At 51.4% G+C, this 23,640-nt stretch carries 18 protein-coding genes and 1 pseudogene; 9 read left to right on the top strand and 10 right to left on the bottom strand.

The features are described from left to right. Positions 1 to 284 precede the first annotated feature (284 nt). From C8275_RS08930 to C8275_RS08965, 7 genes and pseudogenes are all read right to left on the bottom strand, one after another. Positions 285 to 1,238 (bottom strand): annotated as a pseudogene (locus C8275_RS08930) (phage integrase SAM-like domain-containing protein); the annotation flags it as partial. A 119-nt stretch (positions 1,239 to 1,357) separates the two neighbouring features. Beyond that, positions 1,358 to 2,233 (bottom strand): helix-turn-helix domain-containing protein, encoded by an 876-nt coding sequence (locus tag C8275_RS08935; protein ID WP_106625780.1) that lies wholly within the window; start codon positions 2,231 to 2,233, stop codon positions 1,358 to 1,360. Positions 2,234 to 2,604: 371 nt separating this feature from the next. After that, positions 2,605 to 3,990, bottom strand: coding sequence for a tRNA uridine-5-carboxymethylaminomethyl(34) synthesis GTPase MnmE (gene mnmE / locus C8275_RS08940; protein ID WP_106625781.1), 1,386 nt, complete (start codon positions 3,988 to 3,990; stop codon positions 2,605 to 2,607). Between the two features lie 26 nt (positions 3,991 to 4,016). Continuing rightward, a complete protein-coding gene (locus C8275_RS08945) occupies positions 4,017 to 5,330 on the bottom strand; it encodes a UDP-glucose/GDP-mannose dehydrogenase family protein (RefSeq protein ID WP_106484876.1) in 1,314 nt (437 codons plus the stop codon). Between the two features lie 107 nt (positions 5,331 to 5,437). Beyond that, entirely contained in the window at positions 5,438 to 5,830 is a 393-nt protein-coding gene (locus C8275_RS08950) for a hypothetical protein (RefSeq protein ID WP_106484877.1), read from the bottom strand. 948 nt (positions 5,831 to 6,778) lie between these two features. Next, positions 6,779 to 8,203 carry an ATP-binding protein gene (locus C8275_RS08960; RefSeq protein WP_234395735.1) on the bottom strand — a complete coding sequence of 475 codons (1,425 nt, stop codon included), beginning with the start codon at positions 8,201 to 8,203 and terminating at the stop codon, positions 6,779 to 6,781. Positions 8,204 to 8,227: 24 nt separating this feature from the next. Further along, positions 8,228 to 8,914: a response regulator transcription factor gene (locus C8275_RS08965; protein ID WP_106484879.1), complete on the bottom strand. Its 687-nt coding sequence runs from the start codon at positions 8,912 to 8,914 to the stop codon at positions 8,228 to 8,230. A gap of 360 nt (positions 8,915 to 9,274) precedes the next feature. Between C8275_RS08965 and C8275_RS08970 the strand changes: the two genes are divergently transcribed. The 3 genes from C8275_RS08970 (at position 9,275) to recA (ending at position 12,026) form a co-directional block, all read left to right on the top strand. Then, a complete protein-coding gene (locus C8275_RS08970) occupies positions 9,275 to 10,468 on the top strand; it encodes a saccharopine dehydrogenase family protein (protein ID WP_106484880.1) in 1,194 nt (397 codons plus the stop codon). Between the two features lie 65 nt (positions 10,469 to 10,533). After that, positions 10,534 to 10,986 carry a thioredoxin-dependent thiol peroxidase gene (gene bcp / locus C8275_RS08975; protein WP_106484881.1) on the top strand — a complete coding sequence of 151 codons (453 nt, stop codon included), beginning with the start codon at positions 10,534 to 10,536 and terminating at the stop codon, positions 10,984 to 10,986. Between the two features lie 11 nt (positions 10,987 to 10,997). Further along, positions 10,998 to 12,026, top strand: a complete 1,029-nt coding sequence (recA, locus tag C8275_RS08980; RefSeq protein ID WP_106484882.1) for a recombinase RecA — start codon at positions 10,998 to 11,000, stop codon at positions 12,024 to 12,026. Positions 12,027 to 12,144: 118 nt separating this feature from the next. Here the strand turns inward: recA and C8275_RS08985 are convergent, their stop codons facing one another. Both C8275_RS08985 and C8275_RS08990 read right to left on the bottom strand, forming a co-directional pair. Beyond that, entirely contained in the window at positions 12,145 to 12,621 is a 477-nt protein-coding gene (locus C8275_RS08985) for a hypothetical protein (protein ID WP_157948229.1), read from the bottom strand. Positions 12,622 to 12,737: 116 nt separating this feature from the next. Beyond that, on the bottom strand, positions 12,738 to 14,321 hold the full coding sequence (locus tag C8275_RS08990) for a glycoside hydrolase family 28 protein (RefSeq protein WP_106484884.1): 1,584 nt from the start codon (positions 14,319 to 14,321) through the stop codon (positions 12,738 to 12,740). Positions 14,322 to 14,452: 131 nt separating this feature from the next. Between C8275_RS08990 and C8275_RS08995 the strand changes: the two genes are divergently transcribed. Both C8275_RS08995 and C8275_RS09000 read left to right on the top strand, forming a co-directional pair. Beyond that, positions 14,453 to 15,367, top strand: a complete 915-nt coding sequence (locus C8275_RS08995) for a dihydrodipicolinate synthase family protein (RefSeq protein ID WP_022384607.1) — start codon at positions 14,453 to 14,455, stop codon at positions 15,365 to 15,367. Between the two features lie 21 nt (positions 15,368 to 15,388). Continuing rightward, a complete protein-coding gene (locus C8275_RS09000; protein WP_022384606.1) occupies positions 15,389 to 16,834 on the top strand; it encodes a sodium:solute symporter in 1,446 nt (481 codons plus the stop codon). A 114-nt stretch (positions 16,835 to 16,948) separates the two neighbouring features. Here the strand turns inward: C8275_RS09000 and nudC are convergent, their stop codons facing one another. After that, positions 16,949 to 17,722, bottom strand: a complete 774-nt coding sequence (nudC, locus tag C8275_RS09005; RefSeq protein WP_106484885.1) for an NAD(+) diphosphatase — start codon at positions 17,720 to 17,722, stop codon at positions 16,949 to 16,951. Between the two features lie 215 nt (positions 17,723 to 17,937). Between nudC and C8275_RS09010 the strand changes: the two genes are divergently transcribed. The 4 genes from C8275_RS09010 to C8275_RS09025 are packed head-to-tail and all read left to right on the top strand — an operon-like array spanning position 17,938 to position 23,637. Further along, on the top strand, positions 17,938 to 19,134 hold the full coding sequence (locus tag C8275_RS09010; RefSeq protein WP_022384604.1) for a clostripain-related cysteine peptidase: 1,197 nt from the start codon (positions 17,938 to 17,940) through the stop codon (positions 19,132 to 19,134). Between the two features lie 20 nt (positions 19,135 to 19,154). Then, the gene (locus C8275_RS09015) at positions 19,155 to 20,828 is read left to right on the top strand and encodes a bifunctional UDP-sugar hydrolase/5'-nucleotidase (protein ID WP_234395736.1); all 1,674 of its coding nucleotides are present in this window, start codon (positions 19,155 to 19,157) and stop codon (positions 20,826 to 20,828) included. 38 nt (positions 20,829 to 20,866) lie between these two features. Next, positions 20,867 to 22,681, top strand: a complete 1,815-nt coding sequence (locus C8275_RS09020; protein ID WP_157948231.1) for a WG repeat-containing protein — start codon at positions 20,867 to 20,869, stop codon at positions 22,679 to 22,681. Beyond that, entirely contained in the window at positions 22,678 to 23,637 is a 960-nt protein-coding gene (locus tag C8275_RS09025) for a hypothetical protein (protein WP_157948233.1), read from the top strand. The genes C8275_RS09020 and C8275_RS09025 overlap by 4 nt, the downstream gene beginning before the upstream one ends. Positions 23,638 to 23,640 lie beyond the last annotated feature (3 nt).

Raw genomic sequence — 23,640 nt, forward strand, 5'->3', positions numbered from 1 at the left:
TATTTTGCAGTCCATCTAGCTTTTCTCCAAAGGCAAGGGATGATTTAAAAACTAATATGCACAGTATTGTTCTTCGTTTGAAAAGCTTGTTTACTATTCCTTTTTCCCTAACAATTGTTTTGGCAATTATAGAAATACTCCGTATTTTTGCATTTAATAGAGCGTTCTTTTGGTTAATGCAAAACAAGAAAAATATAGAACTTCGCTCGTTTCTAAATCGTTATCTGTCAAAAAATATTTTCTTATAAACTGCTTATTTTCAGTGTGTAGGATAAATGGTGATGCCTATATGAATGGAATGTGATATTTTTTGTGATTCCGGCAGAACGGATCCATTCCTTCATCGGCTGCTGCGTCCAGCTCCGTTTCAGACCTTTGAATACCAGACCGGTCTTTTCAGGGCTGTAGCCTATCAGTTCCAATGCTTCATCGCTTATCGGGATGATGTCCTCGGTCTTGGTCTTCTGGGTGATGGTATGGACACATTTCCCTCCGGCTGCGAAGTCGACGATTTCTTCCCAGCAAAGGGAAAGAACATCACTGAGCCGCAGGCTGGTCAGGCACGAAAAGAGGGAAGCGGTCTTCAGAACAGGTATCTTGCACGGGGTCTCGGCAAGGCAATACAGCTCTTCCACGCTCAGGTAGTCCTTCACCACATCTTCCGGCTCGATCTTCTCCAGAAAATCATTGACATTGGTCTTGATCATCCTGTTGCGGTAGAGGATTTTCAGGAATCCTCTGAAAGTGAACCAGTATCCGGAAGCCGAGTTCCGTGTAATATATCCGTCCCGTTTCAGCAGTCTGGCGTTTAGAAGGTACTCGCGGAACCTGTTGCATAGGTTAACGTCTATTTCCTCGAAGGTGCATTTGCCGTGGACGAAGTTGCAGAAATGCTGGTAGACGAATCCCCATTTCTGGTCGTGTTTGCGTAGCTGCTTGCGGTAATATTCCAGAAAATCAGATTTGAACTTACGCTTGTCAAAGAAATCATACCGTTCATTTACGATAGCTTCGAACCTCCGGCACCGGATGGCTTCCGCCTTTTCCGACATGGCGGCGTTGAAATCACGTTCACGCTGGTTCTTCGGATTGGCATAGATATAAATGTTCAATCCCTCATGACGGATGGTCTTCATCGTTTCTTGGTCACGGTAGCCCGGATAATAATCAAGGTAGAAAGACAGCATACCTTTCTTCAATGGGCGTGTCCTCAATGTTACTGTTTTGCATTCTGACATAATGATGAATATTAAATGGTTATAACTGACTTTTGCTGCGAAAATCCTTAATGATGTTGTGCAGACCGTAATCAGCAGGAAATAATTTCCGGATAATTACAGTCGGTTGCATTTAGCCACTAACGGGCTCCCATAATGTGGTCGAATTCCACTTTCAGGAATCGCACGAACCGTCCTTTCTTTTCCCGTTTGATTTCGTGGAATTGCAGGATGCCGTAAACCGAATCCCGTGTGAGGTTGTATTTCTTCATGGCTTCCTGGACGGTGTAGTATTCCGATGAATCTTCTTCGGCGGTCTGTTTGGATAGGTCGAAGTGTAGTTTGGAATAGAATATCTGTCCGTGTTCTTTCTTTGATGGGATATTGTTGCGATAGACATGAGAGCGGATGGCGACACGTGTCATGCCATATTTCTTCTCAATTTCTTCGGGAGTGTACCATTCCGTCAAGGCATCGTCCGTCTTGTACTTGGCAAATGCTGCATCAATGTGCTTCTTGCTGTAATAGTTGAACTGGCGGATTTTGACCTTAGGGACATCATGCTCTCTGGTGTATGTCCATACCCATTTGGTGTTTACCTTGTACTTCTCCGCTATCTGCTCGGCAGTATAGTATTCAGTAATGTCAACATCATCCTTTGGCTTGATGCTTTCGTATGGTTTGGTTTTCAGCATCAACTCGATGTCGCTTCTGCGGATAAGAGACATTCTTGAACTCAGCCGTGAAGCACGGAGTTTGTCTTCTTTCACCAGCTTGTAAACATACTGACGGGAAACGCCCATCAGTTTGGCCGTTTGGGAAAAGGTGAAGTATTCCTGACTATCCAGCTTTTTCTTTACTTTAACCATTTCCTGAATTTGCCGAAGTTCCATTCTCCGCTCTTTCATGCGATGTTTGTAACCTCTCTTGGAGCATTGCGGACTGCAATAGTTTGTGGTGGTCTTTTGCGCTATAAAAGGCTTGCCGCACCACTGGCAGATTCTTTTTACTTCCATGTCGTTTGTCCTCCATATTTTCGTTAAACATGAGCTTTTGACAGCTCGAATAATTTCAGACCTTGCGGTCTGCAATAAAAGCTGCGCCTCAGCACAGCCCATAAGCAGGCTTATGGCTCTGCGTTCGTCTTGCATTTTATTTCCCTTTTTGTCCACTCACGTAAACCATTGTCAACACACGTCAACTACTGCGTCAGTGTGACATCGGGGTCAAACCTCGATTTGTTCCGTGGTAGAAATATGGTAGAAAAATAGGGAGGACAACTGCATCCGACTGCTATCAGCCGGATTCTGGACAAATAAAAAAAGCCGCTGGAAATCAGCGGCTTCGTTATAGTTAGTTCTAATTCGTTGCAGTCAGTTATGCGCAATCACTTTCCGATGCAAAACTTCCTGAATATATTCCCCAACACTTCATCATTCGTTACTTCTCCCAAGATATCATTAAGATAGAAGATACATTCGCGAATATCCTGGGATAAGAAATCACCTGATAAACGAGCAGATAAACCATCTTGAACACGATGGATGGCATCGAGAGCATGGGAGAGGGCCTCGAAGTGTCGGATGTTGGTGACGATGACGTCGCTCTGTGAAATTTCTGGGAGAGAAGCGCCCTTTACCAAAAGGGATTGTAGTGCATCGGTGTTTTCGTGCTGCTTGGCTGAAATGAATAGAGTGTCTCCTTCATCAAGAGGCAGATGGGAAAGGGCCGTTTGTGCTTCCGGTGAGAGAAGGTCGGACTTGTTGAAGAGACGGATGAGCTTCTTGCCTTTGCAATGGGGAAGAATCTTCTGAGCCAATGAGGCATATTGCGTCTGGGCGGTGGTACTGTCTATAACCCATAGGACGATGCTGGCTTGCTCTAACTTTTGGAATGTACGTTCGATGCCGAGACTTTCAATTCTGTCACTTGTCTCACGGATGCCGGCAGTATCAATAAAGCGGAAGGTAATACCGCGTAAGTTAATCGTGTCCTCAATGACATCACGGGTCGTCCCGTGAATATCACTGACGATGGCACGCTCTTCATTCACCAGCAAATTGAGAAGGGTCGATTTGCCGGCATTCGTTTCACCGATAATTGCTACGGGGATGCCGTTCTTTACTGCATTTCCCACGCTGAAGGAGTGTACCAGGTGGGCAATGATGTTTTCTATCTGCGTTGCCAGTGTACATAATTGGCTGCGGTCAGCAAATTCTACATCCTCCTCGCTGAAGTCTAACTCCAGTTCGATGAGGGAAGTGAAGTCCAACAGACGAGTCCTTAGGGCGCGAAGCTCATTGCTGAAGCCTCCACGCATCTGGTTCATCGCCAGACGGTGGGTAGCTACATTTGAGGAGGCTATCAGGTCGGCTACTGCTTCAGCCTGGCTAAGGTCCATTTTGCCATTCAGGAAGGCACGTTGGGTGTATTCTCCGGGGTTGGCACTGCGACATCCGTTGGCAATGAGCAGTTGCATGACTTGCTGGAGGATGTACGATGAGCCATGGCACATGATTTCCGTAGCATCTTCGCCGGTGTAGGAGTGAGGACCGCGAAACAGACTTACCAGGACCTCATCAATCAGTTCACCAGTATCAGCGCATATTTGTCCGTAAGTCAGTGTGTGCGACTTGCGTTCTGACAGGGCTGCACCTGTTGCCGGAGTGAATATACGCTCCGTGATTTCAATGGCGCGACTGCCGGAGACACGGATGACACCTATGGCACCTCCTTGTGCCGTGGCAATGGCACAGATAGTATCTTCGTTGATAAGTTGCATAAGCTTTTTAGAGAGGGTTAACGTCCTATACAAGTGTACTCAAAGCCGAAATTCTTGATTTCGTTGGCATCATAGATGTTACGTCCGTCAATGATAAACGGACGGTTCATCAGCTTGCGCACGACATTCCAGCTGGGCAGACGGAATTGCTTCCATTCGGTGATGACCAGCAGCGCATCGGCATTCAAGGTGGCGTCGTACATGTCGGCGGCATATTCCACACGGTCACCGATACGCCGACGGCATTCATCCATGGCGACAGGGTCAAATACACGTACCTTGCAGCCGGCGTCCAATAGGAGTTTGATGGTGACCAGTGAGGTGGCTTCACGCATGTCGTCAGTCTCAGCTTTAAAAGCCAATCCCCAGATGGCGACTGTCTTGTCGTTGAGCACACCGCCATAGTGGGCACTGAGCTTACGGAAAAGGATGGACTTCTGTCGCTCATTGACTTCCTCTACGGCTTTGAGTACCCGCATGTCATATCCATTCTGTTCAGCGGTTTTGATGAGAGCCTTTACATCTTTTGGGAAACAGCTTCCGCCATACCCACAACCGGCATAAAGGAATTTGCTGCCAATGCGGGTATCTGCCCCGATGCCCTTGCGTACCATGTTGACATCAGCTCCTACCAGTTCACAGAGGTTGGCGATGTCATTCATGAAGCTGATGCGGGTAGCCAGCATCGAATTGGCTGCATATTTGATCATTTCGGCGGACGGAATGTCGGTGAAGATAACCCGGAAGTTATTCAGGAGGAAGGGACGATAGAGTCGGGTCATCAACTCCTTGGCCTTATCGGATTCTACACCGACGACTACGCGGTCAGGGCTCATGAAGTCCTTGATGGCAGCTCCTTCTTTGAGGAACTCCGGGTTGGATGCCACGTCGAAGGGGATATTTACTCCACGTTTGGCTTGCTCTTCCAGGATGACGGCTTTTACCTTGCGGGCGGTCCCGACGGGGACGGTCGATTTCGTGACCAGCAATACATAGTGTTGCATCTCATGTCCCACAGTGCGTGCCACTTCCAGTACGTAGCTTAGGTCGGCGCTTCCGTCTTCGTCAGGGGGAGTGCCTACTGCACTGAAGACAATCTCTACGTCATTGAGGCAACTCGTCAGGTCAGTTGTAAAATGCAGGCGTCCCTCACGTTGATTGCGGAGCACCATTTCGTCCAGTCCAGGCTCATAGATAGGCACTTGACCCTGTTGCAGGTTATATATCTTTTGTTGGTCTACGTCGACACACGTTACATTGACTCCCATTTCGGCAAAGCATGTTCCGCTAACGAGTCCCACGTAGCCGGTTCCTACGATTGCGATGTTCATATCTTTTGGTTCTAGTTGCTGATTGGTGAGCAAAGGTACAAACTTCGCACCATATACAGTGGTATGGAGTTGAAATTCTTCATCTACTCCCACTCAACGCAGCGGAATCACTTCATGTTCCTCCCATCCGGGAAGAACACTTCGCCATCTCCGCTGACGTCGAAAAGGCCTACGCAGTATTTGTCGGCAAGAGCCTTGGCGCATTCGAAGGCTTCGCCGGCAACGGACCATCCGAAAGCCACATAGATGACGTGATGTCCGATGGCATAATCCGCCAGGTGCTTGTCACCCGGGTCAATGTCGGGGAGGAGGGGGAGGTTCATGTTCGGGAAGGTCTGGACCATTTCACCATACCAGCCCTGCAGACTGTCCGAAGCCAGAGAGGGGTTGTTGTAGTCATGTTCACCATTCCATTCGGTCTGTTCGTCGTACCAACGTAAAAAGTCCTTGTATTTCTTAGGTGCTTTGTCGCTTTCAAAAGCCATCAGGTCGTAACTCATAATCTTCAAATATTTTTTGTGGTTAAAGAACTAGGTTGCCGGTTTCATTACCGTGAAAAACTCATGCCCGGAAGTTTGGAGACTGCTAGGGCGGGGGACTGGATGTCGGTACTTTCATGGTCATGCTTCGATTGGTTCAGGTGTTTACTATTATTATTGCTGACGGAAGCTTTCATACGGACGGGGTTCCGATAAATATACCTCTTTGTCTGTCAAACGGATTTGATAACCGTTGGCTTGCCGTCGGCAACTTGTTCGTCAAAGGTAAGATAAACTACTGAAAATACAAATGTTTGTCTCTGATATTTTTGTTGGAGAGTGAATCCGGTTGGACGTTCTGCGGATGACAAAAAGAAATTGATAAGGCGGATGGGCCATACAAGTTTGTCCAAATCTTCTTTTTCTGCTAACTCATGCTTTTTGAAAATCCGATAATCTGGAGATGAAACGTGAATGATTGCAAACGAAACGTCCGAAAAAAGTCTTTGATTTTAGAAAACTATACATTCTGTTTTCGAAAAACAGACAAAACGTGCTCGGAAAAATATTGTTTCGCGAGCCAAACAATATAGTTTGGGGCGTCAAACAATATAGTTTCCCCTCCCAAACACAATTGTTTCGTGCCCGAAAGTCAAATCTTTGGAAAATGGAAGCGAAAAATTCCGAGTTTCGCACTCCAGAAGGTGGGCTGTGTCAACAAATCGGAAGGTAACGTGGAAGAGGGAGCGTGGGGCTTGGGATAGTCGTAATGGGAGATTGTGTGTCTGTCATGCATCAAAATGATGCTGCCTGACGTGAACCGGCAGCAATGTGTATTTTGCGAATCGCCTGAGAAGGCCCTCGGAATCCACCGGACTGTATTTTGGTGCGAGGAAAGGCATTCTCAGGCGGTTCATTTGACATTTTGACAGTCTGCTACGCTTGTCCTATCAGGGCGTGGAGTCGCTGTCAACGTTTCGAGATGGTGAAGATGAACTCCAGTCCTCCGGTGGAGGCTATGCGGGCAAAGATGGTACCCCCGTGGAGGATAACGGCATTTTTCACAATGGCGAGTCCCAGTCCCGTGCCACCCAACTTTCGCGAGCGTCCCTTGTCGACACGGTAGAAGCGTTCGAATATGTGGTCCAAGTGCTCGGGGGCGACGCCGACCCCGTTGTCGGCAAAGCTGAAGCGGTAATATTCGGGAGTCTCCATGACACATTTGATGGTGATGGTCACGTTCGGCCCGGCATAGGCAATGGCGTTGTCGGTGAGGTTACGGAAAATGGAGTAGAGCATGGAGGGATTGCCTTGTACCTTCATGGGCGGATGAACCAGTTGCAGGAAGCGCATCCCTCTCTCGTTCAGCTGCAAGGCGACATCGGCGTGCACATTGGCAATGATGTGGCACAAGTCGACTTCCTCCATGGCGATTGATTGTGACGCTTCATCCATGCGGGTCAGCAGGGAGATGTCACGCAGGAGGCTGGACAGGCGGTTGCTTTGTGCATAGCAGCGTTCCATGAACTGGTTACGTTGTGTCTTGTCCATATCCGGGTTGGAGATGATGGTTTCCAGGTAGCCTTGTATGCTGCTCACCGGGGTCTTCAGCTCGTGGGCGATGTTTTGGGTCAACTGACGTTTGAGGCGCACTTTGTCCTCTTCGCTCCGTTTCACCTGGGTGTAAAGTTGCACGATGTGGTGGGAGATTTCGCCCAGTTCGTTGTTGGGGAACTCGAAATGGAACTGTGCCAGGTCTTCGTCGTTTTCCGCCTGCTGGGCAAAGCGGCGCAGCTGACTGATGGTCTTCCCAAGGTTGCTGGTGTACTTGTAGTAGATGTATCCCAGGACGAGGATTAATGCCAGGGAGAACCACAGGTAGCGCCAGTCGATGGACAGCTCGTCGATGAGGTCGGCACTGTTGTAGGGCAGTGCGGTGCGGACAATGAGTCCCTTCTCCTTGAAGTAGGTGGCGGAATAGAAGAAATCGTTGTTGAGTGTATGAGATTTGCGCTGGATGGAGTAGCCGCTTCCTTTTTCCAGCGCCTGTTTCACTTCCGTCCGGTCACGGTGGTTTGTGGTTTGGGCGGCATCCTTTTCGTTGTCAAACAGGACCGTCCCGTCCGTCTTGATGACCGTCACCCGCAAGTCCGGCATGGTGTGGAACCGGGTGTAACGCGTCAGCAGGGAATCGTTCCAGGGTTTCTCGGTTTCGGTCAGGTGCTCGTACATCTGCACGTTGTAGGCTTGCAGACGTGTGTTCAGCACTTCGATGCGGTAGGACTTCTCCCGTTGATACTGGTAGATGAGGAAGCATGCCGCAAAGGAGAGGAACAGCAGCAGAACAGACAGGAACAGACGCTGGCTGAATGAAATCATTCGGGTGATGGACATGGTTATGAAAGGAACGGTTTAAGTTTATTTTTCATCGAAACAGTATCCGTAGCCAAGGCGGGTGATGATATGTTTCCCGTAGTCGCCGATTTTTTTACGCAGACGGGTGATGTTCACGTCGACGGTGCGGTCGAGTACGTAGACTTCATCACTCCAGATTTTGGCAAGGATGTCTTCGCGGGAGAATACCTTTCCCGGTGATTTGAGCAGGAGTTTCAGGATTTCGAATTCCTTTTTCGTGAGAGCCACGTCTTCTCCATTGATGGTCACGCGTTTCTGGGCGATGTCCATGCTCAGCCCGTGGTAGGTTAGTATGTCGGGTTGTGCCGCCTGGGTTTCAGCGGTACGTCGGAGAACCGCCTTGACACGTGCCACGACTTCGCGCAGGGAGAACGGTTTGGAGATGTAGTCGTCTCCTCCGAGGTTGAAGCCTGTGACGGTGTCGTTTTCCGTGTCCCGGGCTGTGATGAAGATGATGGGGATGGAAGCCGTGTTTTTGTCCTTTTTCAGCATACTTGCCATTTTGAAACCGGAAATCTCGCCCATCATCACGTCCAGAAGCAGGAGGTTGTAGCGGGTCAGGTCCAGTTTGAGGGCTTCTTCCGCCGAGTTGGCGGTGTCGACCCAGAACCCTTCATTTTCCAAGTTGAACTTCAAGATCTCACACAAGTCTTCTTCGTCGTCGACGACCAAAATTCGAATATCGTTCATACCTATTTCTTTTAATGTTGCGAACACATTTCTCTGGATGCAAAGGTCCAGCATCTTTGTTACGAAGATATAATATCCATGTTACGATTTTATGACAGATTCTGTATTTGTTGTCCTCTATTAATAAGGATATACAAAAGTAAACTTTTTCGTATGAAATAAGTGTGACAACCGACAATTTTATGGCATTCCGCTAAAAAATAACGGCGGAAAGTAGCACTCTCCTTCACAAATTATATTATTTTTGTCGACGTTAGCACGGGAGTGCATTTGTTTCCGTCGCCTGGGCGGAAGCAGACTGTCGCGCTGGCACCCAATCAGAGAATAATCAATAACATTTTAAAATTAGATAAAAACAGAATGGGTAGAGTTTTAATTATTGGCGCAGGTGGTGTTGGAACCGTTGTGGCGCACAAAGTAGCACAGAATCCTGACGTGTTTACAGACGTGATGATTGCAAGCCGTACGAAGGCGAAGTGTGACAATATTGTGAAGGCTATCGGTAATCCGAACATCAAGACTGCGCAGGTGGATGCCGACAATGTAGACGAACTGGTGGCTTTGTTCAATGAGTTCAAGCCGGAGATTGTCATCAATGTGGCACTTCCGTATCAGGACCTGACCATTATGGAAGCCTGTCTGAAGGCAGGTGTGAATTACCTGGACACTGCCAACTATGAGCCGAAGGATGTGGCACATTTCGAATACAGCTGGCAGTGGGCTTACAAGCAGCGTTTTGAGGAGGCCGGTCTGACAGCCATCCTGGGTTGTGGCTTTGACCCGGGAGTGAGTGGCATTTATACGGCTTATGCAGCCAAGCACCATTTTGACGAGATCCAGTATCTCGATATCGTGGACTGCAACGCCGGAAACCACCACAAGGCTTTTGCCACCAACTTCAATCCGGAAATCAACATCCGCGAAATCACGCAGAACGGACGCTACTATGAAAATGGCAAGTGGGTGACCACCCAGCCGTTGGAAATCCATAAGTCGCTGACTTATCCGAACATCGGCCCGAGAGATTCCTACCTGCTTTACCATGAGGAGCTGGAGTCGCTGGTGAAGAACTACCCGACCATCAAGCGTGCACGTTTCTGGATGACATTCGGACAGGAGTATCTGACTCACCTGCGGGTCATTCAGAACATCGGTATGGCACGCATCGATGAGGTGGACTACAACGGAGTGAAAATCGTGCCGCTGCAATTCCTGAAGGCCGTTCTTCCCAATCCGCAGGATTTGGGTGAGAACTACGATGGTGAGACATCCATCGGATGCCGCATCCGTGGTCTGAAGGACGACAAGGAACGTACCTATTATGTATATAACAATTGCAGCCACCATGCCGCTTACCTGGAGACCGGTATGCAAGGCGTCAGCTACACGACCGGTGTGCCTGCGATGATTGGTGCCATGATGTTCCTCAAAGGGTTGTGGAAAAAGCCGGGTGTCTTCAACGTGGAAGAGTTTGACCCGGATCCCTTCATGGAGCAGCTGAACAAACAGGGATTGCCCTGGCACGAAGTGTTTGATGGCGATTTGGAACTTTAAAAAAATAACCTTCGGATGAGGGAGGGGGGAAGTCTCGTCCTTCATCCTTAATTTATTCGCTTGATATGATGAATGTAGGAGATAAGGCCCCGGAGGTCCTGGGGTTGAATGAGAACGGTGAAGAAGTGCGTCTGAGTGTCTATAAGGGCAAGAAAGTGGTGCTCTATTTCTATCCGAAGGATAACACTTCGGGTTGCACGGCACAGGCATGCAGCTTGCGTGATGGGTATGAAGACCTTCGTAAAGCCGGTTATGAAGTGATTGGTGTCAGTGTGGACAGTGCGGCTTCCCATCAGAAGTTCATTGCCAAAAACAATCTGCCCTTTACGTTGATTGCAGATACCGACAAGAAGCTGGTGGAGCAATTCGGCGTGTGGGGTGAGAAGAAGATGTATGGACGTGCCTATATGGGAACGTTCCGTACGACATTTATTATTAACGAAGAAGGAATCATCGAGCGTATCATCACTCCCAAGGAGGTGAAGACCAAGGAGCATGCGCAACAGATTCTGAAATAAACAAGAGTGATATGGCTAAAAAGGATAATGGAGAACTGGAGTTTGAAGGCAGCGACAAGATGAAAGCCTTGCAAGCTGCCATGGATAAGATAGAGAAGAACTTCGGTAAAGGCTCTATCATGAAACTGGGTGACGAGATCGTACAGGAGGTAGAGGTCATCCCGACCGGTTCCATCGGGTTGAATGCCGCATTGGGCGTCGGTGGATATCCGAAGGGGAGAATCATCGAAATCTTCGGTCCGGAATCGTCCGGTAAGACAACACTTGCCATTCATGCCATTGCTGAGGCACAGAAGCGTGGCGGCATCGCTGCTTTCATCGATGCGGAACATGCGTTCGACCGTTTCTATGCGGCCAAGTTGGGTGTCGACATTGACAATTTGTGGATTTCCCAGCCCGACAGCGGAGAGCAGGCACTGGAGATTGCCGAACAGCTGATCCGTTCATCGGCTATTGATATCATTGTCATCGACTCGGTAGCGGCTTTGACTCCGAAAGCCGAGTTGGAGGGTGACATGGGTGAGAATAAGGTCGGGTTGCAGGCACGTCTGATGTCACAGGCACTGCGTAAGCTGACGTCGACCATCAGCAAGACCAACACCACTTGCATTTTCATCAACCAGTTGCGTGAGAAGATCGGTGTCATGTTTGGCAATCCGGAGACGACTACGGGTGGTAATGCCTTGAAGTTCTATGCTTCGGTGCGTCTGGACATCCGTCCGGGGCAGCCCATCAAAGACGGTGAGGAGGTCATCGGAAAGCAGACCCGTGTGAAGGTGGTGAAGAACAAGGTGGCTCCTCCCTTCCGCAGAGCGGAGTTCGATATCATGTTCGGGGAAGGGATATCTCGCACCGGGGAGATTGTCGACCTGGGTACCGACATGGGCATCATCAAGAAGAGCGGTTCATGGTACAGCTACAATGACACCAAGTTGGGACAAGGACGCGATGCTGCCAAACAGTGCATTGCCGACAATCCCGAATTGGCAGAAGAGCTGGAAGGGCTGATTTTCCAAAAGCTGAAAGATAACAAAGACTAAGGAACAGCTGCTTTTGCAGGTGTTCCGGATATGGAAAGAGGAGAGAACGTATCCCTTATGTGGAAATGTCCTCTCCTCTTTCTTTGTTTGAAGGTTTGTCGTCTGTCATTGTTACCGGTTAGGGCTCGGGCTGAGGCTCAGCCGGAGTGAGCTGGCTCTTGTCGAGTGCCTCATGCAGTTTGAGGTAGTCACCCTGCAAGGTCGCTCCACCGGAACAGTAGTAGTAGAGCAGGCTTGGGTCGTCCGATGAAATGGACAAGGTGTCTCCACGGAGGGTGAAGAAGATGTGACTGCCCTCTTTGGCTACGACCAGGGTGTCGCCATTGTGCGTCAGGGTACCGTCGCCGTCGAATGTACAGGTCGGGTTCTTCACGTCGGCTCTCGAACGGATGCTGATGTGGGCTGTCGTATCCGAAGCAGCTGTGATGCTGACGGCTGTCCAGTCATAACCTTCGGCACGTTGTGCATACTCTTCTGTTACGAAGTCGCCGGGGAAGGTTGATTCTCCCAATGTTTTCCGTTCGGTCTGTTCTGCCGGCTTGTTCCCGCACGATGCGAGAATTCCCAATGCCATTAAAAATGCTAGTCTCTTCATAATCTTCAGTTAGTTGGATTTAGAGTAAATGTTCATTTTGCCGTTTTATCGGTTGGGCAAAAGTAACAATAAATTCCGAAAACCTATAAACAGGACTCACATAACTTGCCCTTCCGTCACTTCTGAGGGCGCATCAGGCAGCGGATGAATTCCGGGTCACGGCTGAGCTCTCCTTCCTTCTCCAATGAAACTTTCCCCTCCGGCAGGATGAAGTGTACCTGCTCAAAGCGGATGCCGCGTCCGTCGACCAACTTGATGAGCGAGTCGGGACACTCGATGCTGACATTCTTCAACGTCATTCCGTTGACATCCTGGAAGAGCATGAGTTTGTCGGTCCGGGCGGTGACATTCTCAATCCGTACATTCTCCACCGGTGTCTCGGGGATGCCTTGTGCCTTGATGAACTGTGTGCCCGACTCCACGATGATGTCGCGTGCCGTGATGTTTCTGAACGAGGGGGTGAGTGGAGTGATGTCGCGTGCCGGCAGACGGATGGCAAGATCGCCTACGAATGTTTTGCTGCCCAGCATATCCCAGACGAAAGGTTGTCCGCTGAGACGCATGCGGATGCGTTCGTAGGTCAGGTTCTCACCGCCACCGCCACGGTTACGGCGGGTCTTGAAGCGAAGTCCTGTCCCGGTCCCGTCGAACACGCAGTCGTGTACATAGAGGTTGCGTATCATGCCGGCCGTCTCGCTGCCGCAAGTGATGCCTCCATGTCCCTTTTCCGCCAGGCAATGGCGCACGACAATGTTTTCCGAGGGCTTGTTCACGCGCAGACCGTCCTCACAGCGTCCTGCCTTCATGGTGAAGCAGTCGTCGCCACAGCTCAGTGTGCTGTATTCGATGAGTACGTTCCGGGTGGATTCGATGTCGATGCCGTCGCCACGAGGTATACCTACGGAGTGTACGGTGATGCCCCGGATGATGACGCTGTCGCAATAGACAGGCACTACGTTCCAGAATGGTGTACTTTCCAACGATACTCCTTCGATGAGTACGTTCCGGCAATTGGTCGGTGATACGAACATGGGAAGGAATACCGACTTGCCTCTCTTCCCGTCGTAGATACGTTTTTCGATCGGTGTGTTGACATCAATGTAAGTCTCGATGACTCCTCCGCGCATCTGGCGTTGCTGGATTTCGCAGTCCTGTGGCGGACCTACCAGTTTCCCTTTGCCGGTCAGGGCGATGTTGCGTTGTCCGTTGGCATACACCAAGGCTCCGAGTGAATAAAGTTCCACCCCTTCGTTGCGGGTGAAGACGGCAGGTTGGTAGTCCTTGATGTTGCCGCTGAAGTGCAGTTCGGCACCTTCTGTCAGGTGGAGGTTGACATTGCTTTTCAGTTCGATGCGACCGGTGTTCCATACGCCGGCAGGCACGAGGACCGTACCGCCTCCCTGGCGGTTCATGCGGTCGATGGCCTTCTGGATGGCACGTGTTGCCATCTTGCCTTCCTTGGCACCGGTTTGGGTAATCGAGAGGGTGTCGGCCTTGAATTGCGGACGAGTGAGTTGGGGCATGTCAAACGGAGCCTCGATGGGGGCGATGTCGGCAGGCAGATTGAGTGCGCCTACCTGATCCCGTGTCGGGATGCCGTCGGTCTTTACCTGGGCAAGGAGCACCGTCGGAGAGGCGGCGAACAGCCCTACGGCAAAGCAGACCGTGCCGAGCAGGGTGGGGAAGTGTTTGTGGTTCATAATGATTGGGTGTTAAGTAAAAATCAAGGCAAATTTAAAGAAATATGACGGTCAGGACGTCCGTTTTACAGATATTTTATAGATTTGTAGACATAAACTTATGTTCGACCTTAATTTTAAATTGTAACATTATGGAAAACCTTTTGAAAAGCCCTCTTAGTGGTATTATCCCACCCTTGGTCACTCCGTTGAAAAGCAACGACACGTTGGACATTGCCGGTCTGGAACGTTTGATCGAACACCTCATTGCCGGAGGTGTGCACGGATTGTTTATTCTCGGGACCACCGGGGAAGAGCAGAGCCTGAGCTATCACCTGCGCCACGCCATGATTCGCGAGACCTGTCGTATCAACAACGGACGGTTGCCTGTCCTGGTGTGCATCACCGACACCTCCATCGTCGAGAGTATCCGCATGGCGAAGATTGCAGCGGACTGTGGGGCAGCCGCAGTCGTGTCGGCTCCGCCTTACTATTTTGCACCCGGGCAACCGGAGTTGGCGGAGTTCTATGAAGACCTGGTTCCGCAGCTGCCTCTTCCCGTATTCCTTTATAATATGCCTTCGCATGTGAAGGTCAGCTTTGCGCCCGTCACGGTACACCGCATCGCACAGAATCCCCGTGTTATCGGTTTCAAGGACAGTTCGGCAAATGGAGTCTACTTCCAGTCGGTCATGCACATGATGAAGGAACGTCCTGATTTTGCCATGCTCGTCGGTCCGGAAGAGATGACAGCGGAATGTGTGCTGATGGGTGCTCATGGAGGTATCAATGGTGGAGCCAACATGTTCCCCAAACTCTATGTGGACATGTACAATGCCGCAAAAGCCGGTGACCTGGAGACGTTGAAGCGCCTGCAACCCATCATCATGCAGATCAGCTCCACCATCTACACCATCGGACAGCACGGGTCAAGTTACCTGAAAGGGTTGAAATGCGCCCTGTCCATATTGGGCATCTGCGACGACTTCGTGGCAGCTCCCTTCCACAAATTCAATGCACCTGAGCGTGAGCGCGTCCGTATGGCTTTGGAAGCATTGCCCCTGTAACCTTTAAACTTCCCGAACAATATGCATATTATAGACCTGATTGTATTCCTCGTGTTTACCGGTGGCGTGATGCTGCTGGGATGTTCCTTCTTCAAGAAGAAGACCTCTTCGGATGAATTTACTTCTGCCGGACGCAGCCTGCCCGGATGGGTGGTCGGCATGTCCATCTTTGCCACATACGTGAGTAGCATCAGCTACCTGGGGTATCCCGGAAAAGCGTTTGCCGGCGATTGGAATGCCTTTGTGTTCAGCATTTCCATCCCTGTGGCATCCTATTTTGCCGCAAAATATTTCGTCCCTTTCTATCGGAACATCGGGAGTGTGTCAGCCTACAGCTTCTTGGAAGAGCGTTTCGGAGTGTGGGCGCGGCTCTATGCCTCGATGTGTTACCTCCTGACCCAGATAGCGCGTATGGGAGCCATCCTGTTCCTGCTGGCTCTGCCGATGAACAGCCTGATGGGGTGGAACATTCAGTTGGTCATCATCGTGACCAGCATTGCCATTATCATCTACTCGATGATGGGAGGCATGAAAGGGGTGATATGGACGGAAGCCATTCAGGGTTTCATCCTGATTGGTGGTGCTTTGGTGTGTCTGGCTGTCCTCCTGTTCAAGATGCCGGAAGGTCCGATGCAGACCTTTGAGATTGCTGCACAGGACAACAAGTTCTATCTGGGCGACCTCTCGCTGGACATCAGTTCCTCCACATTCTGGGTATGCCTGATTTACGGCATCTTTATCAACCTGCAGAACTACGGTATCGACCAGAACTACGTGCAGCGCTATCATACAGCCAAGAGTGAGCGTGAAGCCAAGTTCTCGGCACTCTTCGGAGGTTACCTGTTCATCCCCGTTTCTGCCATCTTCTTTCTGATTGGTACGGCGCTCTATGCGTATTATAAGGTATACCCCGATTTGCTTCCGGCGGACATCCAGGCAAAGGCGGATTACGTGTTCCCCTTTTTTATTGTTCAGGAATTGCCGGTGGGAGTGACGGGACTGCTCATTGCCTCCATTTTTGCTGCCGGAATGAGTACGGTGGCAACCAGCGTGACCAGTTCGTCGACCATCATCCTGACCGACTATTACAAGCGTTTTCGCAAGCAGGCTTCCGATAAGGAACAACTGCTGGTTCTGAAGATAGGCAGCCTGGCGATAGGTGTGCTCGGCATCCTCGTCGCCATCGCTTTCCTGAATGTCAACAGTGCGCTGGATGCCTGGTGGATGTTGTCATCCATCTTCAGTGGCGGTATGCTCGGACTGTTCCTGCTGGGGTATCTCTCGCGGAAGTTTGTCCGCAATTTCGATGCCATCCTGGGTGTCGTCTGTGGCGTCATCCTCGTGGCATGGATTACCATCAGCCCGCTGGTGCATGACAACCTTGCCATCGTCTTTGGCACCTTGCTCATCTTCTGTGTTGGTTTCCTGAGCGCAAGTATCTGCAATCGCTTCCGGAAAAAGGCATGAATCCCTGAAACTGTCTTGTCAAGATTAAAATAGTCCACCGGGCAGCCGTACAGAACTCCCATCAGCTCAGGTTCTCGTTCTGTACGGCTGTCCCCGGTAGACTATTTTTTTTTATCATTTGCCAATCCAGTGGTCAATCAACTTACGGGCAAGACTCACCTTGCCGGGGATGTTGGGCAAATGGTCTTTGTGAAAGAAGTCCCCGGCGCTGAGCTCGGAATCCTGCAACTTGATGGTTCCGCTTTCATATTCAGCCGTGAAACCCACCATCAGCCCGAAGGGGTAGGGCCACGCTTGGCTCGCAAAATAGCGGATATTGCGGATACGCAGACCCGTTTCCTCCATGACTTCCCGTTCCACGCACTCTTCCAGCGTCTCTCCGGTTTCCACAAAACCTGCCACCAGTCCGTAGTAGTCCCCCTTGAAGTTGCGGGCATGCACCATGAGTGCTTCGTCACCCCGGGTTATCAGGACAATGATGGCGGTCGACACCGTCGGCCATATCTCCTTACCACAGCCCGAGCAGCATTTGCTGATGTTGGTATGCCAGTCCATTGGCATGCCGCATGACGGGCAGAAGCGGGAATTTCTGTCCCAGTAAATCAGTTCCTGAGCCTTTCCAGCTTTCTGGTATTGGCTGGGGAGCAGCACCTCAAACGAGGCCCGCAGCCCCATCATGATGAACCGCTCGTTTTCGAGAACCGGTGACGGGAGGGCATACGCGTTGAAGGTTTCGCCGTCGAACATCGAAAGTTCGTGGATGTGCGTCCATGCAGCCACCGGAGTTGGAGGCTCGTTTTGATAAGGTATTGTCAGTTTGCCGTCTTTCTTCTCCAGCAGCAGCTGGTCGTTGAAGAAGACGAACCAAAGTCTTTTCTCGTTGTCCATAGTTTGTCGTTTGTTTCTTCGGTAAATTCACGCAAAGTTATATGAATCTCCGCAAAGCGCTCCCCTTGCAGGAAGGTAAGTTGCGAAAATCTTCCGGCTTTCACCCGTCTGTCTGAACCCGAAGATGGAGAAAGTCACCAAGAGATGCCCGGGCTTTGCATGGGGTGTGGCGTATTTTTCTTATCTTTGGCCGTTCAAAACAAAAAACTGAATATATGGTATTTCGTAGACTGATAAATTGTCTGGCTTTCGGCCTGATTGTAATTATCGGACTGTCGGTTTCAGGCTGTGATGATAAGGTGGACACGGATCGGCTCGCCGAGAAGACTCTCTTCATGTATTTCCCCTGGTCGAATAACCTGACCGGTTATTTCCGGACAAATATCTCCGATATGGAGCAAGCTATCAGCCAGCGTGGGCTGGAGAATGAACATGTGATAGTCTTCTTTTCGACGGCTCCGGATGAGGCCGAGCTGTATGAGATTGTATGCAAGAAAGGCAAGTGCGAGCACAACATCCTGAAACGTTATACGGATCCTGCTTTTACCACATCGCAGGGTATTACGGGCATTCTGAACGATGTCAAGTCCTTTGCGCCCGCCCGGACGTATGCCATGACCATCGGTTGTCACGGCATGGGCTGGATCCCGGTATACAACAGCCGGGCACGTTCGTTGGTTCCCTTCAAATACCATTGGGATGTGGACGGTGCTCCCCTGACGCGTTTCTTCGGCGGTACGGAGAAAGCTTATCAGACGGATGTCACGGCGTTGGCAGACGGCATTGCCAATGCCGGCATGACCATGGAGTTTATCCTGTTTGACGATTGTTACATGGCATCCGTGGAGGTAGCATACGATTTGCGTCACGTGACCGGTCATCTCATTGCTTCCACATGCGAGATGATGGCTTACGGTCTTCCGTATGCCCGAATAGGAGCTTACCTGTTGGGAACACCCGATTATCAGGCGATTTGCGACCACTTCTATGAGTTCTATTCTGCCTACAATCTGCCTTATGGCACACTTTCGGTCATTGACTGTTCCCAGCTGGATGCCCTGGCTGAAGTGATGAATGAAATCAATGCCCGGTATACGTTTGACACCTCTCTGCTAGGTTATCTTCAAAGGCTCGACGGCTATAGTCCAACCATCTTTTACGATATGGGCGATTATGTCTCCACGTTGAACCGGGGAGAGCACTTGCAGGAGCTTTTTGAGGAACAGCTGGCACGGACGGTTATCTATTCGGTGCACACTGACGAATATTATACCACCCTTTCGCAACCGAACGTACGGCCTATCCATTCCTTCTCAGGGCTGACCATTTCGGACCCGAGCACCAGTTCGGAGGCTGTAGCCAAGACCAACACCGCCTGGTGGAAAGCTACGCACCGTTCCACCACCTATTAACCAACCTTACACGCTGCATCTTGAAGACGAAAGAAATCCATCTGAAACTCATTGAGACGAGCGACATACACGGGAACTTCTTCCCCTACAACTTCGTTACCGACCAACCGTCGGAAGGGAGCCTGGCGAGAGTATGCGCGTTGCTGGAGAAGTTGAGGGAGAAGTGGGGCGATCGCCTGGTGTATATCGATAACGGAGACATTCTTCAAGGACAGCCTACTGCCTACTACTATGACTTTGTCGATACGCAGTCGGAACATCTGGCGGCCTCCATGCTCAACTACCTGCACTGTGATGTGGGCAACATGGGAAACCATGACATCGAAGGTGGACATGCTGTCTACGACCGTTGGGTACGTGACTGCCGTTTCCCTATCCTGGGAGCCAACGTCATCGATGTACGCACTGGGAAGCCTTATCTGACGCCGTATGTCATGCTTGAACGTGCCGGGGTCCGCATCGCCGTGTTTGGTATGATTACGCCTGCCATTCCCATGTGGCTACCCGAGAATCTGTGGAGTGGCCTGCATTTTGAGGACATGGAGGAATGTGCCCGTCAGTGGGTGCCTTACATTCTCGAACGCGAGAAGCCGGATGTCCTCGTCGGCGTGTTCCATGCCGGCAGGGAGTCGGTGCGTCAGATTGATTTCTACAACGAAGACGCCACGCTCGACATTGCCCGCAATGTGCCGGGATTCGATGCCATTCTCATCGGCCATGACCATCGCCGTTTCTGCGACACGGTGACCAATACGGAAGGGCGTCCCGTGTGGATTGTCAATCCTGCCCACAACGGCGTGATGGTGGGAGAAGTGGACATACGGGTGTCGAAACTGGAAGACCGCGTGGTGTACAAGAAGGTTAGTGCCAAGCTGACCCGCACGGGATTCTACGGCGTCAGTGAGGCGTTCATGCAGCATTTTGCCGATGCCTACGAAACGGTGAAAGCCTTTGTCTCCCGACGGATAGGAACCGTGGCGGAGACACTGAAGACAGAGCCTGCCTACTTCGGGCCGTCCGCTTTCATCGATTTCATTCACCGCATGCAGCTGGAGCTGACACATGCCGACATCTCTTTCTGTGCCCCGCTGTCCTATGACGCGATTATCCGTGCCGGGGACGTTTACATGCGCGACATGTTTAATCTATACCGTTACGAGAACATGCTCTATACGATGCTTCTCACCGGACGGGAGGTGAAAGACTACCTGGAGTATTCCTATACCTTGTGGACCAACCGGATGCAGACCCCTGCCGACCACATCATGCTGCTGGCTCCGCTGGATAATGCGGGAACACGTTACGGCTTCCGGAATTTTGCCTTCAACTTTGATTCGGCTGCCGGCATCTGCTATACGGTGGATGTCACCCGTCCACAAGGCGAGAAGATTACCATCACTTCGATGGCAGACGGACGTCCTTTTGACACGGCGGCCACCTACCGGGTTGCCATCAATTCGTACCGGGGCAATGGGGGAGGAGAGCTGCTCACCATCGGCGCAGGCATACCGAAGGAGGAACTGGCGACACGCATCGTGGAGATTACACCGAAGGATTTACGCTATTACCTTATGAAATACATCGAACGGCAGGGAACCGTCAGCCCGAAGCCGCTGAACCAATGGAAGTTTATTCCAGAGGCATGGACCGGGCCTGCCATCGAGCGCGACCGCAAGCTGCTGTTTGGAAAGTAAGTCGTCCATCGGGCAACAGATTAAGAATAAGGAAACTGATGAACCGTAGTTTGAGAAATATCGGATGGTTGGGAATTGTCTTATGGCTCCTGTTCGGGTGTGTACACAAGCCGCAGGAAACAGTGGATGCATTGCCCTATTGTGAGGAGGACACGACTGCATGGGGGCTGCTGACCACCGACGGCACTGTGGCTGCTCCTTCCGGAACGTGGAGGCAGGCACCGTCTGCCGTAGTCAACGGACGGTTCACGGCGACAGATACGGACGGTCGGGTACACCTTTACGGACTGGAACAGCCGGACCGTCCGTTGAGCCACACCGGCGGCTACTATCGGATAGGATACTTCTTCGACCGGGTCACTGTGGCGCAGCATTCCCCGGACATGCCCTTTGTCTTGCTGGACCGTGATGGAGAGACGGTTGCCGTCGTGGATAACTCCGTCCGGATGATGCATAACTTCTCGTGTGCCCGTGCCTTGGTCTATACGGACACAGGACATTATGGTTACATGGATTTGCAGGGACGGCTTGTCCTCCCCGCAGTGTATGATTATGCCGCCGACTTTGCCGACGGTGTCGCTCTCGTGGGACGCCTGGATGCTGACGGACGGATGGGCTATGCCTTCATTGATGAGAACGGAGAGGTGGCAACCCTGCCCGGAACCTCTTCCCGGTTGTTGGGCGTACGCTACAGCGACGGGCTGTTGAACTGCCGTGAGCTGGATAGCGGACGCTGTGTCTATATGGACCGGAAGGGACGCGATGCCCTGTTCCTGTCCGACACCATCGTAGAGGCTTTCTCTTTCCGGAACGGTCGAGCCGTGGTGCAGTCGGAGCAGGGACGTGGAGTGATTGACCGACAGGGACGGTCGGTGGTGGCGTCCGTGTATACCGATATTTATCTGTCCGGGAAAGACCGCATGGCACTGTGCCGTGCCGGACAGTGGCAGCTGGCCGATGCCGAAGGGAATCCGCTGTCCCCGGCACGCTATGAGGCTGTCTCCCCGTTTCTGCCTTCGGATGCCCTTGTCGTGCGGAAGGCGGGCAGGATGGCCCTGCTGAATGCAGATGGTCATACCGCAGCAGTCGGCTGGGTGGACTCCATTGCCTGTGACCCGGTGGCGTTGAGGCTAGTACCGCAGGTCTTCGTGCGTAGCGAGAAAGCAACGTCTCATGCCGCGGACAAGGTTATGGAGAAGGATTCCGTGAAGAAGGCCGACGAACCGTTGAAGCCGGAACGGGAAGTACCCGTCCGTGTGACACACCGCACCGCCCCCGATTGGAGGACCGTCGGTAAGGACAACCCCTTCTATGCGGAAGCCGTGAAAGTAGTATCCGGCAGGTTGGAGGAAGACGATGCCGAACGCCGCCGCATCATCCTGAACTATGTGGAGCATCTGCGTACGGCTTATACGACCAAGGACGTTGATTTCCTGGAGCAGCTGTTCAGTGAACGTGCCCTGATTGTCGTCGGGACGGTCATCCGCGCTTCCTCCCAGGAGTCTGAAGGCTATCTGTCTCCCCGTCAGGTGGTCTATAACATCAAGAGTAAACAGGAGTATCTCGGACGACTCAAGGAACTGTTCCGTGCCAACAAACATATAGACTTGCAGTTCAGTGGCTTCAAGATTATGCGTCATCCGACGGCCGAAGGAATCTATGGCGTCAGTCTGCGCCAGGCCTACCGTTCGGACCTCTATTCCGATGACGGCTATCTGTTCCTGTTATGGGACTTCCGCAACCCAGCCATGCCACAGATCCATGTGCGCACGTGGCAGCCCGCTTTCCCGGACGGACATACCCCGTTGCCTGAGGACGAGATACTCGACATACGTAACTTTAATTTGCAATGAGGATGAAACGTCTGATGATTTATCTCGCAGCCTGCTTGTGTTGCCTCACGATGGCGGCACAGAAGTTTGGAGTGGCACGTTTCCGGGTGATGCCGAACGACATCTCTGCCTACATCCATCCCGTGCGCGACCTGAACGGAGAGGCTTGCGCACTCATCAAGGTGGTGGGCAGCAAGGATTTCGCATTCTCTACACCACTGGGCATCGTAAAGCGGGTCGATGAGGTGGGGGAGGTCTGGCTCTATGTGCCTCACGGGACCCGTTTGCTCACGGTGAAACATCCCCGATGGGGCGTCCTGCGCGACTATCGTCTGGACCCTGCGGCAGAATCGCGGTTGACCTATGAGCTGGTGCTTGCAGAACCCTTGCCGGATGCCGATGGATGGGGTGTTCCTTTTCCTGAAATGCACCCCGTAGCTGTATGGAGAGTGGCGTCGGATATTCCACAACCGGAACCGGTCAGCTGGAAAGCACGCCGGGCGAAAGAACCCTGGAGGATGGTAGCATTGGTTGGTACAGGCATCAGTGACGGAGTCTCTGCGGGATTGCGGTTGGGAGTGATGCGCAGGCACGGTGCCTATGTCTATGGACAAACTAATTTTACGTCTCTCCCCTCTACGGTCGGTACATGTGACGACGAGGGCTATACGGCAGACGGTTTCCTCCCTTATTATACCGGACGTACGGAAGATGCCCGCTGGCTCTTGACTGCCGGAGCCATGCACCGCCTGTTCGGGACCTTTTACCTGTATGAAGGTTTGGGATACGGCAAGCGTACGTTGGTGTGGCAGACCATCGAAGATACCTATCTGCGCCATGCACCCCGTTCAGTGGAAGGACTCTCTGCCGAACTGGGAGCCATGTATCGTTGGCGTATGCTGATGCTGTCCGCCGGTGTCACAACGATTGCTGCGGACTGGTGGGAAATGAATATAGGAATAGGAATAAGCTTTTGAACC

Origin of the sequence: Bacteroides sp. Marseille-P3684, assembly GCF_900291465.1 — a bacterium.
Classification (GTDB): domain Bacteria; phylum Bacteroidota; class Bacteroidia; order Bacteroidales; family Bacteroidaceae; genus Phocaeicola_A.

Bases quoted from the DNA above. Each gene is read 5' to 3' on its own strand.
- C8275_RS08990 (WP_106484884.1), bottom strand. From the start codon at position 14,321: ATGAACCACAAACACTTCCCCACCCTGCTCGGCACGGTCTGCTTTGCC.
- C8275_RS09025 (WP_157948233.1), top strand. From the start codon at position 22,678: ATGAGGATGAAACGTCTGATGATTTATCTCGCAGCCTGCTTGTGTTGC.
- C8275_RS08960 (WP_234395735.1), bottom strand. From the start codon at position 8,203: ATGTCCATCACCCGAATGATTTCATTCAGCCAGCGTCTGTTCCTGTCT.
- C8275_RS08985 (WP_157948229.1), bottom strand. From the start codon at position 12,621: ATGAAGAGACTAGCATTTTTAATGGCATTGGGAATTCTCGCATCGTGC.
- recA (WP_106484882.1), top strand. From the start codon at position 10,998: ATGGCTAAAAAGGATAATGGAGAACTGGAGTTTGAAGGCAGCGACAAG.
- C8275_RS09020 (WP_157948231.1), top strand. From the start codon at position 20,867: ATGAACCGTAGTTTGAGAAATATCGGATGGTTGGGAATTGTCTTATGG.
- C8275_RS08965 (WP_106484879.1), bottom strand. From the start codon at position 8,914: ATGAACGATATTCGAATTTTGGTCGTCGACGACGAAGAAGACTTGTGT.
- nudC (WP_106484885.1), bottom strand. From the start codon at position 17,722: ATGGACAACGAGAAAAGACTTTGGTTCGTCTTCTTCAACGACCAGCTG.
- bcp (WP_106484881.1), top strand. From the start codon at position 10,534: ATGATGAATGTAGGAGATAAGGCCCCGGAGGTCCTGGGGTTGAATGAG.
- C8275_RS08945 (WP_106484876.1), bottom strand. From the start codon at position 5,330: ATGAACATCGCAATCGTAGGAACCGGCTACGTGGGACTCGTTAGCGGA.
- C8275_RS09000 (WP_022384606.1), top strand. From the start codon at position 15,389: ATGCATATTATAGACCTGATTGTATTCCTCGTGTTTACCGGTGGCGTG.
- C8275_RS08935 (WP_106625780.1), bottom strand. From the start codon at position 2,233: ATGGAAGTAAAAAGAATCTGCCAGTGGTGCGGCAAGCCTTTTATAGCG.
- C8275_RS09010 (WP_022384604.1), top strand. From the start codon at position 17,938: ATGGTATTTCGTAGACTGATAAATTGTCTGGCTTTCGGCCTGATTGTA.
- C8275_RS08950 (WP_106484877.1), bottom strand. From the start codon at position 5,830: ATGAGTTACGACCTGATGGCTTTTGAAAGCGACAAAGCACCTAAGAAA.
- C8275_RS08995 (WP_022384607.1), top strand. From the start codon at position 14,453: ATGGAAAACCTTTTGAAAAGCCCTCTTAGTGGTATTATCCCACCCTTG.
- C8275_RS08970 (WP_106484880.1), top strand. From the start codon at position 9,275: ATGGGTAGAGTTTTAATTATTGGCGCAGGTGGTGTTGGAACCGTTGTG.